Source organism: Serratia sarumanii, assembly GCF_029962605.1.
Lineage (GTDB): Bacteria > Pseudomonadota > Gammaproteobacteria > Enterobacterales > Enterobacteriaceae > Serratia > Serratia sarumanii.
Genome location: NZ_CP124750.1, coordinates 4,534,484 through 4,547,070 on the forward strand (window position 1 = coordinate 4,534,484; position 12,587 = coordinate 4,547,070).

Here is a 12,587-nt window from a genome sequence, read left to right on the forward strand (position 1 = left end):
GCGGCCCTTCAGGACAGAAATAGAGAGGAAAAACGTTAATTCCTCGTCTGATGTTTACCCTTCGCGCTCGATCAGCAGCGCTTCGAGCAAGTCGAGATCGTGCAGCAGTTTTTGCAGCGTCTCGTTGCTGATTTTCTGCGTGGCGCGCAGGTGGTACAGCTCGCCGCGCTCGGCGCGCAGCGCCGTCAGGCGGAAACGCCGCTCGAGGTTTTCCATCGCCAGCGCATTCTCGATGTCGTCTTTCGAGGCGATACGCCGCCGCAGCATGCCCGTCACCCGCGAGCTGACCTCTTTCAACACCTGCGGATCGAGGTTCTCTTCGGTATCGGCAACCAGGCGCTCTTCCATTTTATTCACGCTCTCGATCGCCACTTCGGCCGCCATGGCGATCGCCATGCGTTCTTCCTGCTTGCTGGCGCTCTTGTCGGCCACCTGCACGCCGCGCAGCAGCAGCGGCAATGCCAGCACGCCGACGATCAACGACAGCAGGATCACCCCGGCGGCGATAAACACCAGCTGATAGCGCGCCGGGAAGGCGGTGCCGTCGCTCAGCAACAGCGGTATCGACAGCACACCGGCCAGGGTAATCGCCCCGCGCACCCCGGCGAACGACGCCACCCACAGCTCACGCGTGCTGTAATCGCCGAACTGCAGCGGGCGCTTTTTCATAAAGCGGTTGCTGGCCTTCTTCATTACCCACAGCCAGGTGAAACGCAGCACCAGCAACGCGGCGTAGATGGTGGCCACGTCGGCGAACAGGTACCAGGTCTGGATGGTCGGATCCAGCTCCGCCTGCAGGATGGAGGTCTCAAGAATGCCCGGCAGCTGCAGGCCCAACATGATGAACACCATGCCGTTGAATACGAATTCCAGCATCGCCCATACGCTGTTGGCGCGCAGGCGCATCGCCAGCGGCGCGTTGCGGATCACGCCGGACTGGCTGATGGTCATCCCCGCCGCTACCGCCGCCAGGATGCCGGAAACGCCGATATGTTCGGCGATCAGATAAGAAGCGAACGGCAGCAGCAGCAGGAACACGATCTGGGTCGCCGGATCGTCGCCGCTCCAGCGGCTCATCACCCGCAGCGATTTACTGTAGGTCCAGGTGACCGCCACGCCGGCCAGCAGGCCGCCGATCGCCACTTTGAGGAACTCGAGGGTTGCGCCGCCCACGGTGAACACCATGGTGCCCATCGCCACCGCGATGGCGAACTTGAGCGACACCAGGCCGGACGCGTCGTTCATCAGCGCCTCGCCTTCGAGCACGCCCATGATCGGCTTGGGAATGCGCCCTTTGCCGACGATGCCGGACAATGCCACGGCATCGGTCGGCGACAGCACCGCCGCCAGCGCGAAGGCCGCCACCAGCGGAATGCCCGGCACCATGGCGTAGATCAGATAGCCGACGCCGACCACGGTGATCAGCACCAGCACCAGCGCCAGGCCAAGAATTTCACGCCCGTGGTGCAGGAATTCGCGCGTTGGCGTTTTCCAGCCGTCGGCGAACAGCAGCGGCGGAATGAACAGCACCAGGAACAGTTCGGGATCAAAGTCGACGTGCAGCCCGAAATGCGGCCAGGCCAACAGGGCCCCAATGGCGATTTGCATCAGCGGCAGCGGCACCTGGAACGGCAACATGCGCGTCACCACCCCGGACAGGGAGACCACCAGGATCAAAATGAGGATTGTAAAAAAGATTTCCATGCTTTCCTTAGACTCTACGATTCAGACGACATCGGCTCAGGGCCTGCGTTGGTCCCGATAGTAGATCACTTTTTTTACAGCCGTTAAAGCTTGTTGTGCCTTTCAAAACGCGGTGCAGAGCAGAAGAAGACTTATCTTAAGAAGGGAATTGCCGTGACAGCTTCCCTCGCCCGCCGGGCGAGGGAAACCCGAGGGCTTAGATCGCCCAGCCGCCGGCGTAGAACGCCACCAGCGCCACGGCGATCAGCACGGTGCCGATGTTCAGCTTGCGCCATTCGCCGGAGAAGATGCGGCCGATGACCAGCGAGCTGAAGCCCAGCATGATGCCGGTAACGATGTTGCAGGTCAGCACGATGAACACCGCGCACAGCAGGCCGGCCATCGCGTCGACGAAGTCGTTGAAGTCCAGCTTGGTGACGTTGCTCAGCATCAGCAGGCCGACGTACATCAGCGCCGGTGCAGTGGCATAGACCGGCACCAGATAGGCCAGCGGCGACAGGAACAGGATCAGCAGGAACAGGATGCCGACCACGGTGGCGGTCAGGCCGGTCTTGCCGCCCGCGGCGGTGCCGGCGGCGGATTCGATGTAGACCGCGGCGGGCGCGGCGCCCACCAGGCCGGAGAAGATGCTGCTCAGGGAATCCGAGGTCAGCGCCTTGCCGCCGTTGATGATCTGCCCGTCTTTATCCAGCAGGTTGGCCTGCCCGGCCACCGCGCGGATGGTGCCGGTGGCGTCGAACACCGCGGTCATCACCAGCGCCAGCACGCTCGGCAACACCACCGGCTGCAACGCGCCCATGATATCCAGGCTGAAGATCAACGATTTGCCGTCAGCGTCCGCCAGGCTCGGCATGGCGAACAGCCCCTGGTATTTCACCGCCGGGTCGAAGATCAGGCCGATGATGGAAATGGCGATGATCACCAGCAGAATGCCGCCGGGCACGCGCAGTTTTTCCAGGCCGAAGATCACCGCCAGGCCGACCAGCGTCATTACCACCGGGAAGGAGGTGAACGCGCCGAGCGCCACCGGCAGGCCATCCAGCGGATTCTTCACCACCAGGCCGACGCCGTTGGCGGCGATCAGCAGCAGGAACAGACCGATACCGATGCCGGTGCCGTGCGCCACGCCCATCGGCAGGTTGCGCAGGATCCAGGCGCGGATACCGGTGACCGAGATGACGGTAAACAGTACGCCCATCAGGAACACCGCGCCCAGCGCCACCGGAATGCTGATGTGCTGGCCCAGCACCAGGCTGAAGGCGGTGAAGGCGGTCAACGAGATCGCACAGCCGATCGCCATCGGCAGGTTAGCCCACAACCCCATCAGCAGCGAGCCCAGACCGGCCACCAGGCAAGTGGAGACAAACACCGCCGCCGGCGGGAAGCCCGCTTTGCCCAGCATGCTCGGCACCACGATCACCGAGTACACCATCGCCAGGAAGGTGGTTAGCCCCGCCACCACCTCCTGGCGCACGCTGCTGCCGCGCGCGGAAATTTTAAAATAGCCATCAAGCCCGCCGGTTGGTTTTGCGGCGTGGTTCGCTTGAGAGTTCGACATAGGTTACTTCCCCTGTGTTTCATGAATCGGCCCGTCGCAGCAGGCCTGTAATCTCGCCCGCGCCCGATCGTCACGTAATCGTTTACGTCACGTTCCGCATCCGTGCCCTTCCGTCGCAGCGCCAACGGCGATGCGCACCAAGGCAAACGTTTAACTCGCAGCGCGCGGTACGGGTGATTTATGGTGGTTTATTCAAGGCAAACGATTATCCTGCCTTCCCTAGCGTCTAATCAACTAAAGATCGCGGCAATTTATGCAGAAAGCGGCGGAAATGGCGCCTGCATGATAAAACCGGGGTGACGGGCGCCCCGCGAATTCCGTCACGGCGGGGTTATTGCGCCTGCACCGCCGCGGGATCCATATACATCAACTCCCAGATATGGCCGTCCAGATCCTGAAAACCGTGGCCGTACATCACGCCGTAGTCCCGCGGCGGGTGGTAGGTGTTGCCGCCGCCGGCGACCGCCTTGCGCACCAGTTCGTCCACCGCCGCCCGGCTGGGCTGCGACAGGCACACCAGCACTTCGGTGGCCTGTTTAGCGTCGCCGATCGGGTTCGGGGTAAACCCCCTGAATTTGTCATGGGTCAGCAGCATCACGTAAATCGTGTCGCTGACCACCATGCACGCGGCGGTGTCATCGGTAAATTGCGGGTTGAAAGTGAAACCCAGGCGGGTGAAAAAAGCCATCGAGGCAGGCAGATCGCGGACGGGCAGATTAACGAAGATTTGCGTAGCCATGGGCTACCTCCGATGAAGAATGACCCCATCGAGTATAGCCCATCCGGTTAACTCAGCAGGTCGTAAGGGCCGCCCTGCTCCAACGCCCGCTGGTAGGCGGGCCGGGCGTGAATGCGCTGCAGAAAGCCGCGCAGTTTCGGGCAATCATCCAACGCGCCGCGCGCCGCCATCGCCTCCAGCGGGAAGCTCATTTGTATGTCCGCCGCGCTGAAGTCGTTGCCGACGAACCAGCTGCCCTTGTTCAGGTGCTGCTCGAGATACTCGCAGTGCGGCGCGATCTGCTTGTCGAGATATTCGCGCTGCACGCCCTTGCCGATCGCGCCGGCCACCGGCCGCAGCAGCCAGGGGATCGGCGGCTGGCCGAGGCGGCTGAACACCAGTTTCATCACCAACAGCGGCATCAGCGATCCTTCGGCGTAGTGCAGCCAGTAGCGGTATTGCTGGCGCGCGTGGAAGTCGGTCGGCATGAACATCCCTTGCGCGTCATAGGCTTCCTGCAGGTATTCGATGATGGCGCCGGATTCCGCCAGCGTCAGATCGCCGTCGACGATCACCGGTGATTTGCCCAGCGGGTGGATCTTTTTCAGCGCCGCCGGCGCCAGCATGGTCTGCGGATCGCGTTCGTAGCGTTGCACCTGATAGGGCACGCCCAGCTCTTCCAGAAACCACAGAATGCGCTGCGAGCGCGAATGATTGAGATGATGAACAATGATCATAAAGAAGCTCCTGTCCGCTGCCACACCAGTTCGCCCACCTGCACGCCGTTGCCGAGCTGCAAGGGCACCGTGCGCAACGTCAGCCGATCGCCGCTGAAAGCGTAAAAACGCACCTGACGGCTGCCTACCCAGTTGGGGAACGAACAGCCTTCGACCTGATGCACCACCCGCTGCTCGCTTTCCTCCACCTGATAGCGGCCGAAGTAGCAAATCATATTGATGAAGGCGGCGCGGATCTCCCGCTCGGATCCCTGCGCCAAATCGTCGGCGGCGAAACGCGGCCGCACGGCGCTGTAAAGCTGCGCCGCCATCGTGCCGTTGGCCTCATAATGGATGCGCCCCAGCACCTGCTCGCCCAGCGGGTAATTCAGCTCGCCGTCCTGGTTCTCAAATGCCGAGGACACCAGCGCCCAGCTGCCGATAAATGCGTTTACCGTCATTACGCTTCTCCGGTTAAGGATCGTCTGTAAAGGGTAGTGGCGATTTTTACCGCGCGCCAGCGGATGAAAAAACAATCAGTTTATTTGACAGAGATACTCAAAACTCTCCGATTTTTTATTCCTGCCTGCCGCACTACTATTTAATACATCGAGAGACAACGGGCTCTCATCCAATCAATACGCTGAGGAATACATCATGAAAAACGTCAAAATTTTTGCTACCGCTGCGCTGCTGGCTACCGCTTCTTTCGCTACCTTCGCCGCTGACCTGCCGTCCAGCCAACCCGCTGCAGACGCACAGAAAATCGGCGTAGTCTCCGTTAGCGGCGCCAGCAACCTGAGCGCGCTGGAAAGCGAACTGGCCAGCAAAGCCGCTGCGTCAGGCGCCAGCTCATACCGCATCGTCGCCGCCGGCGGCCAGAACAAACTGTACGGCACCGCAGAAATCTTCAACTGATCGTCGAACAGCCAACCGACGGAAGAAAGAAGCCCCGCAAGGGGCTTTTCTCGTTGTGGGCAGGCAAAGCTCTTTGTGAACAGTGGCCGCCCGACATTTCACCGATACTGGGAATAACGCGTTACCCTCACCCACTTTGGAGAAATAACATGACCACAGCACAACCTCTGCAAGGCAAAGTCGCGTTCGTCCAGGGCGGCTCACGCGGCATCGGCGCCGCCATCGTGAAACGGTTGGCGAGCGAAGGGGCCGCGGTCGCCTTTACCTACGCCGCCTCGGCCGATCGCGCCGAAGCGGTGGCAAGCGCCGTTACCGCCGCCGGCGGCAAAGCCCTCGCCATCAAGGCCGACAGCGCCGATGCGGCGGCGCTGCAGCAGGCGGTGCGCCAGGCGGTCAGCCAGTTCGGCAACCTGGATATTCTGGTGAACAATGCCGGGGTGTTTACGCTGGGCAGCACCGAGGAGCTGGCGCTGGACGATCTGGATCGCATGCTGGCGGTCAACGTGCGTAGCGTGTTCGTCGCCAGCCAGGAAGCGGCGCGCCACATGAACGACGGCGGCCGCATCATTCACATCGGCAGCACCAACGCCGAGCGCGTGCCGTTCGGCGGCGCGGCGGTGTATGCGATGAGCAAATCGGCGCTGGTCGGCCTGACCAAAGGCATGGCGCGCGATCTCGGCCCGCGCGGCATCACCGTCAATAACGTGCAGCCCGGCCCGGTAGACACCGAGATGAACCCGGACGCCGGTGAGTTCGCCGAGCAGCTCAAGCAGCTGATGGCGATCGGCCGCTACGGCAAAGATGAAGAGATCGCCGGCTTCGTCGCCTACCTCGCCGGCCCACAGGCGGGTTATATCACCGGCGCCAGCCTGAGCATCGACGGCGGCTTCTCGGCGTAACCATCCCTGAAATGCAAAAAGCCCCGTGAAGGGGCTTTTTTTTTGGCTGCAAACGGCCGGATATCAGAACGGGATATCGTCGTCGAAATCCATTGGCGGTTCGTTGCTGGTCGCCGGAGCGCTGTTCTGCGCCGGGCGCGACTGCTGCTGGCCGCCGCTGAACTGGTTGCCGCCCTGTGGCTGCTGAGGCTGGCCCCAACCGCCCTGGCCGCCGGCAGATTGACCGGCCGGTGCGCCGCCGCCCTGACGGCCGCCCAGCATCTGCATGGTGCCGCCGACGTTAACCACGATCTCGGTGGTGTAGCGATCCTGGCCGCTCTGATCCTGCCATTTACGGGTCTGCAGGGAGCCTTCGATGTAGACCTGAGAGCCTTTACGCAGGTATTCGCCCGCCACTTCGGCCAGTTTGCCGAACAGCACGACGCGGTGCCACTCGGTCTTCTCTTTCTGTTCGCCGGTCGCCTTGTCACGCCAGCTTTCGGAGGTCGCCAGGGTAATGTTGGCCACTGCGCCGCCGTTCGGCATGTAACGGACTTCTGGATCCTGACCCAGATTCCCGACCAGAATTACTTTGTTTACGCCTCTGCTGGCCATGAGCACTTCTCCCGATGATTGATTTCTACACAGTATAAACGCGTCAGTTTACCACGCTGAGTGCGAAACCACACCCGTGTTGATAAGTGCGAATTGCATTCCAGAATTGTCTTTTCGATCGACCTTGTTGCATTCGCATACTGGATATTCATTCAGGTTTTTTTGTGTCATAATTATGCGTTTCGACCTGGCTGTGCCGGTTTTTTGCGAGATCCATCACAAAATCCCCCGCAAAAATCGCGACAGGCGCGGTGTATCATCAAGACGGGAAGTGTAAATGGACAATATCGAAGTTCGTGGTGCTCGAACCCATAATCTGAAAAACATCAACCTGATTATCCCGCGTGACAAACTGATCGTCGTCACCGGCCTGTCCGGTTCCGGCAAGTCATCGCTGGCTTTCGATACGCTGTATGCCGAAGGGCAACGCCGCTACGTCGAATCGCTCTCCGCCTATGCGCGCCAGTTCCTGTCGCTGATGGAAAAACCGGACGTCGATCATATCGAAGGCCTGTCGCCGGCGATCTCCATCGAGCAGAAATCCACCTCGCACAACCCGCGATCCACGGTCGGCACCATCACCGAAATCCACGACTACCTGCGCCTGCTGTTCGCCCGCGTCGGCGAGCCGCGCTGCCCGGATCACCATGTGCCGCTGGCGGCGCAAACCGTCAGCCAGATGGTCGATAACGTGCTGAGCCAGCCGGAAGGCAAACGCCTGATGCTGCTGGCGCCGGTGGTGAAAGACCGCAAGGGCGAGCACACCAAAACGCTGGAAAACCTGGCCGCCCAGGGCTATATCCGCGCGCGCATCGACGGTGAAGTGTGCGATCTGTCCGATCCGCCGAAACTGGAGCTGCAGAAGAAACACACCATCGAAGTGGTGGTCGACCGGTTCAAGGTGCGCGAGGACATGGCGCAGCGCCTGGCCGAATCGTTCGAAACCGCGCTGGAGCTGTCCGGCGGCACCGCGGTGGTGGCGGACATGGACGACGAGAAAGCGGACGAGCTGCTGTTCTCCGCCAACTTCGCCTGCCCGATCTGCGGCTACAGCATGCGCGAGCTGGAACCGCGCCTGTTTTCCTTCAACAACCCGGCCGGCGCCTGCCCAACCTGCGACGGCCTGGGCGTGCAGCAGTTCTTCGATCCGGATCGCGTGGTGCAAAACCCCGAGCTGTCGCTGGCCGGCGGCGCGATCCGCGGCTGGGATCGCCGCAACTTCTATTACTTCCAGATGCTGCGCTCGCTGGCGGAGCACTATGAGTTCGATGTCGAAGCGCCGTTCAACACCCTGAGCGCCGACGTGCAGAAGGCGGTGCTGAGCGGCTCCGGCAAAGAGTCGATCGAGTTCAAATACATCAACGATCGCGGTGATACCACCGTGCGCCGTCATCCGTTCGAAGGCGTGCTACACAACATGGAGCGCCGCTATAAAGAGACCGAATCCAGCGCGGTGCGCGAAGAATTGGCGAAGTTCATCAGCAATCGCCCTTGCGCCTCGTGCCACGGCACCCGCCTGCGCGAAGAAGCGCGCAACGTGTTCGTCGAAGACACCACGCTGCCGGAGATTTCCGATCTGAGCATCGGCCATGCGATGACCTTCTTCCAGAACATGAAGCTCAGCGGCCAACGCGCCAAGATCGCCGAAAAAGTGCTGAAAGAGATCGGCGATCGCCTGAAATTCCTGGTGAACGTCGGCCTGAACTACCTGTCGCTGTCCCGCTCGGCGGAGACGCTCTCCGGCGGCGAAGCGCAGCGCATCCGTCTGGCCAGCCAGATCGGCGCCGGCCTGGTGGGCGTGATGTACGTGCTGGACGAGCCGTCGATCGGCCTGCACCAACGCGACAACGAGCGCCTGCTGGAAACGCTGATCCACCTGCGCAACCTCGGCAATACGGTGATCGTGGTGGAGCATGACGAAGACGCCATCCGCGCCGCCGATCACGTGATCGACATCGGCCCCGGCGCCGGCGTACACGGCGGCCAGGTGGTGGCGGAAGGCACCGTCGACGACATCATGGCGCAGCCGGACTCGCTGACCGGCCAGTTCCTCAGCGGCAAGCGCGAGATCGCCATCCCCGCGCAGCGCGTGCAGGCCGATCCGACCAAGGTGCTGAAGCTGAGCGGCGCGCGCGGCAACAACCTGAAGGACGTGACGCTGACGCTGCCGGTCGGCCTGTTTACCTGCATCACCGGCGTTTCCGGCTCCGGCAAATCGACGCTGATCAACGATACGCTGTTCCCGATCGCCCAGCGCCAGCTCAACGGCGCCACCATCGCCGAACCGGCGCCATTCCGCGAAGTGACCGGCCTGGAGCATTTCGACAAGGTGATCGACATCGATCAGAGCCCGATCGGCCGCACGCCGCGCTCCAACCCGGCCACCTATACCGGCATTTTTACCCCGGTGCGCGAGCTGTTCGCCGGCGTGCCGGAATCGCGCAGCCGCGGTTATACGCCGGGCCGTTTCAGCTTCAACGTCAAGGGCGGGCGCTGTGAAGCCTGCCAGGGCGACGGGGTGATCAAGGTCGAGATGCACTTCCTGCCGGACATCTACGTGCCGTGCGACCAATGCAAGGGCAAGCGCTATAACCGCGAAACGCTGGAAGTGAAGTACAAGGGCAAGAGCATCCACGAAGTGCTGGAGATGACCATCGAAGAGGCGCGCGAGTTCTTCGACGCAGTGCCGGCGCTGGCGCGCAAGCTGCAGACCCTGATGGATGTCGGGCTGTCCTACATCCGCCTCGGCCAGTCGGCCACCACGCTCTCCGGCGGTGAGGCGCAGCGCGTCAAGCTGGCGCGCGAGCTGTCGAAGCGCGGCACCGGCCAGACGCTGTATATCCTCGACGAACCGACCACCGGCCTGCACTTCGCCGATATCCAGCAGCTGTTGGCGGTGCTGCATCAGCTGCGCGATCAGGGCAACACCATCGTGGTCATCGAGCATAACCTGGACGTGATCAAGACCGCCGACTGGATCGTCGATCTGGGGCCGGAAGGCGGCAGTGGCGGCGGCGAGATCCTGGTGGCCGGCACGCCGGAAACCGTGGCCGAGTGTGAAAAATCGCACACCGCACGCTTCCTGAAACCGCTGTTGAAGCCGTAGTGCCGCCGGCGTGCGGGCCGTCGCTCAGGCGGCCCGCACGCCGGCCCGTTTCGCTGCAATCAAACAGAAACAGGCAAGATTTCGACATTTTCAGGCATTTCCCTCCGCGCTCACCGCTTTTATCATCAATGTTCCCTCGGCGGCCGCCCTGTCTGACTCAGGCCGCGTCTCACCGGCACTCCGCTGCCGGCCAAGCGTTGTCCCCCATACATTGATAACTGGAGCGACCATGAACATTACCCATGCCTATGCCGCGCATGACGCGAAGTCTGCGCTGGTGCCTTTCGATTACCCACCGCGCGCCCTGCGCGACCACGATGTGCAAATTCAGGTGTTGTTCTGCGGCGTGTGCCATTCGGATCTGCACCAGGCGCGCAATGAATGGAGCAATACCATTTACCCGGTGGTGCCGGGCCACGAAATCGTCGGCCGCGTTAGCGCCGTCGGCGACCACGTCTCGCGTTACCGGGTCGGCGATCTGGTCGGCGTCGGGTGCATGGTGGATTCCTGCCGCAGCTGCCCGAGCTGCGATGAGGGGCTGGAGCAGTATTGCGAGAACGGCTTCACCGGCACCTATAACGGTCAGGACCGCCAGACCGGCGCCGTGACCTACGGCGGCTACTCCACCGATCTGGTGGTGGATCAGGACTTCGTGCTGCGAGTGCCGGAGAATCTCGATCCGGCCGGGGTCGCGCCGCTGCTGTGCGCCGGCATCACCACCTATTCGCCGCTGCGCCAGTGGGGCGCGGGGCCAGGCAAAAAGGTCGGCATCGTCGGGCTCGGCGGGCTGGGGCACATGGGCGTCAAACTGGCGCGGGCGATGGGCGCGCACGTGGTGCTGTTCACCACCTCGCCGTCGAAAATCGAAGACGCTAAGCGTCTTGGCGCGCATGAAGTGGTGATTTCGCGCAACCCGGAGGAGATGGCGCAGCACGTCAACAGCTTCGACTTCATCCTCAACACGGTAGCGGCCCAGCACGATCTGAATCCGTTCCTCAACCTGCTGCGCCGCGACGGCACCCTGACGCTGGTCGGCGCGCCGGAGCACGATCATCCGTCGCCGCAGGTGTTCAATCTGATCATGAAGCGCCGCCGCATCGCCGGTTCGCTGATCGGCGGCATCGCGGAAACGCAAGAGATGCTGGACTTCTGCGGCCAACACGGCATCACGTCGGATATCGAGCTGATCCCGATGCAGCAGATTAATGAAGCCTATGAGCGCATGCTGAAAAGCGACGTGAAGTACCGCTTCGTGGTGGACATCGACTCGCTGCGGGTCTGATGACGGCGGGCGCCCAACGGCGCCCGTTTTTTATAGCTGCTTGATGATCCTGGCCGGGTTGCCGCCCACCACGCAATTGGCCGGCACGTCTTTGGTTACCACCGCACCGGAGGCAACGACCGCATTGTCGCCGATGGTCACCCCCGGATTGATCACCGCGCGCCCGCCGATCCACACGTTATCGCCAATCCTGACCGGTTTGCCGAACTCCGCCCCACCGACGCGGGTCTCGGCGTCCAGCGGATGGGTCGCGGTGTAGATATGCACGCCCGGCGCCAGCAGGCAGTTGTCGCCGATATGCACCTCGCACACGTCGAGGATCACGCAGTCGAAGTTGGCGTAGAAGTTCTTGCCCAGATAGATGTTATAGCCGTAGTCGCAGCGGAAGGTCGGCTCGATGGTGCCGCCCTGATAGCCGCCCAGCAACTCGCCCAGCCACTGTTTGCGCAGCTCGCCCTCTTCCGGCGAGGAGTGGTTATAGCGATGCGTCAGCTGGCGCGCGCGCCGACGTTCGCTGCGCAGCAGGTCATCGCCGGCGTCGTACAGTTCCCCGGCGATCATCTTGCGCTTTTCTTCGCTGATGGCCATGTCGGCCTCCTTATTTACCCGCGTTTCTTGAATGCCCAAGCGTAGCCGCTTTAGCCCGGCAATAAAAAGGGAACGTTCCCAACTTAAAACCGCGATCACGCTTTAACATGAAAAAGCAGGAGAAAACGGGCGGCGCCGCCGCCCGGCAATCAGGCGCGCAGTTCCTGGCGCACGTGTTCGGGCAGGCCTTCCACCACCAGCTGATAGGAGCTGTCGATCAGCGTGTAAAACTGCGAGTTCGGCAGGTTGCCGTCAAGAAACACCGTGTTCCAGTGCGCCTTGTTCAGGCCGTCGCAGGCGACGATCTCAGGATGGTGTTCACGCAGGCTTTCCGCCAGCTCCGGGCTGGACTTGACCGCTAGCGCCGGCCGCCCTTCGACCTCGCACACCATGGCGAACATCACGTCGCCCACCTTGATCTGGCTGGCCTGCCACTGGTTCTGGTCGCTTTGCTCCGCGCCCGGCTTCGCCATGCAGTACTCCAGCAATGCACTGTTATTCATT

At 62.1% G+C, this 12,587-nt stretch carries 12 protein-coding genes; 4 read left to right on the top strand and 8 right to left on the bottom strand.

Annotated features, from left to right (window positions below):
* Positions 1-54: 54 nt before the first annotated feature.
* The 5 genes from SSARUM_RS21485 to SSARUM_RS21505 all read right to left on the bottom strand — a co-directional run bounded on the left by SSARUM_RS21485 (position 55) and on the right by SSARUM_RS21505 (position 5,157).
* Complete coding sequence (locus SSARUM_RS21485; protein ID WP_033636184.1) at positions 55-1,704, bottom strand: Na+/H+ antiporter; 1,650 nt, start codon at positions 1,702-1,704, stop codon at positions 55-57.
* 196 nt (positions 1,705-1,900) lie between these two features.
* Complete coding sequence (locus SSARUM_RS21490) at positions 1,901-3,262, bottom strand: NCS2 family permease (protein ID WP_033636185.1); 1,362 nt, start codon at positions 3,260-3,262, stop codon at positions 1,901-1,903.
* Between the two features lie 331 nt (positions 3,263-3,593).
* Positions 3,594-4,001, bottom strand: a complete 408-nt coding sequence (locus SSARUM_RS21495) for a VOC family protein (protein WP_033649719.1) — start codon at positions 3,999-4,001, stop codon at positions 3,594-3,596.
* A gap of 47 nt (positions 4,002-4,048) precedes the next feature.
* Positions 4,049-4,717: a glutathione S-transferase family protein gene (locus SSARUM_RS21500; RefSeq protein ID WP_033649718.1), complete on the bottom strand. Its 669-nt coding sequence runs from the start codon at positions 4,715-4,717 to the stop codon at positions 4,049-4,051.
* Positions 4,714-5,157: a lipocalin-like domain-containing protein gene (locus SSARUM_RS21505; protein ID WP_033636188.1), complete on the bottom strand. Its 444-nt coding sequence runs from the start codon at positions 5,155-5,157 to the stop codon at positions 4,714-4,716. The genes SSARUM_RS21500 and SSARUM_RS21505 overlap by 4 nt, the downstream gene beginning before the upstream one ends.
* 196 nt (positions 5,158-5,353) lie before the next feature.
* Here SSARUM_RS21505 and bhsA point away from each other — a divergent pair, with 196 nt between their 5' ends.
* Both bhsA and SSARUM_RS21515 read left to right on the top strand, forming a co-directional pair.
* Positions 5,354-5,614: a multiple stress resistance protein BhsA gene (gene bhsA, locus SSARUM_RS21510; protein ID WP_033636189.1), complete on the top strand. Its 261-nt coding sequence runs from the start codon at positions 5,354-5,356 to the stop codon at positions 5,612-5,614.
* A 149-nt stretch (positions 5,615-5,763) separates the two neighbouring features.
* Complete coding sequence (locus SSARUM_RS21515; protein ID WP_039569629.1) at positions 5,764-6,513, top strand: 3-oxoacyl-ACP reductase family protein; 750 nt, start codon at positions 5,764-5,766, stop codon at positions 6,511-6,513.
* A gap of 63 nt (positions 6,514-6,576) precedes the next feature.
* On the opposite strand, the gene ssb1 is transcribed toward SSARUM_RS21515, so the two are convergent.
* Complete coding sequence (gene ssb1 / locus SSARUM_RS21520) at positions 6,577-7,107, bottom strand: single-stranded DNA-binding protein SSB1 (protein WP_004936793.1); 531 nt, start codon at positions 7,105-7,107, stop codon at positions 6,577-6,579.
* Positions 7,108-7,384: 277 nt separating this feature from the next.
* Between ssb1 and uvrA the strand changes: the two genes are divergently transcribed.
* Together uvrA and SSARUM_RS21530 are read left to right on the top strand one after the other, a co-directional pair.
* Complete coding sequence (uvrA, locus tag SSARUM_RS21525) at positions 7,385-10,213, top strand: excinuclease ABC subunit UvrA (protein ID WP_033636192.1); 2,829 nt, start codon at positions 7,385-7,387, stop codon at positions 10,211-10,213.
* 229 nt (positions 10,214-10,442) lie between these two features.
* Complete coding sequence (locus SSARUM_RS21530; protein WP_049232849.1) at positions 10,443-11,495, top strand: NAD(P)-dependent alcohol dehydrogenase; 1,053 nt, start codon at positions 10,443-10,445, stop codon at positions 11,493-11,495.
* A 30-nt stretch (positions 11,496-11,525) separates the two neighbouring features.
* On the opposite strand, the gene maa is transcribed toward SSARUM_RS21530, so the two are convergent.
* Together maa and SSARUM_RS21540 are read right to left on the bottom strand one after the other, a co-directional pair.
* Entirely contained in the window at positions 11,526-12,083 is a 558-nt protein-coding gene (gene maa / locus SSARUM_RS21535) for a maltose O-acetyltransferase (RefSeq protein ID WP_041036886.1), read from the bottom strand.
* A gap of 149 nt (positions 12,084-12,232) precedes the next feature.
* Positions 12,233-12,586, bottom strand: coding sequence for an MmcQ/YjbR family DNA-binding protein (locus SSARUM_RS21540; protein ID WP_019453210.1), 354 nt, complete (start codon positions 12,584-12,586; stop codon positions 12,233-12,235).
* Position 12,587 lies beyond the last annotated feature (1 nt).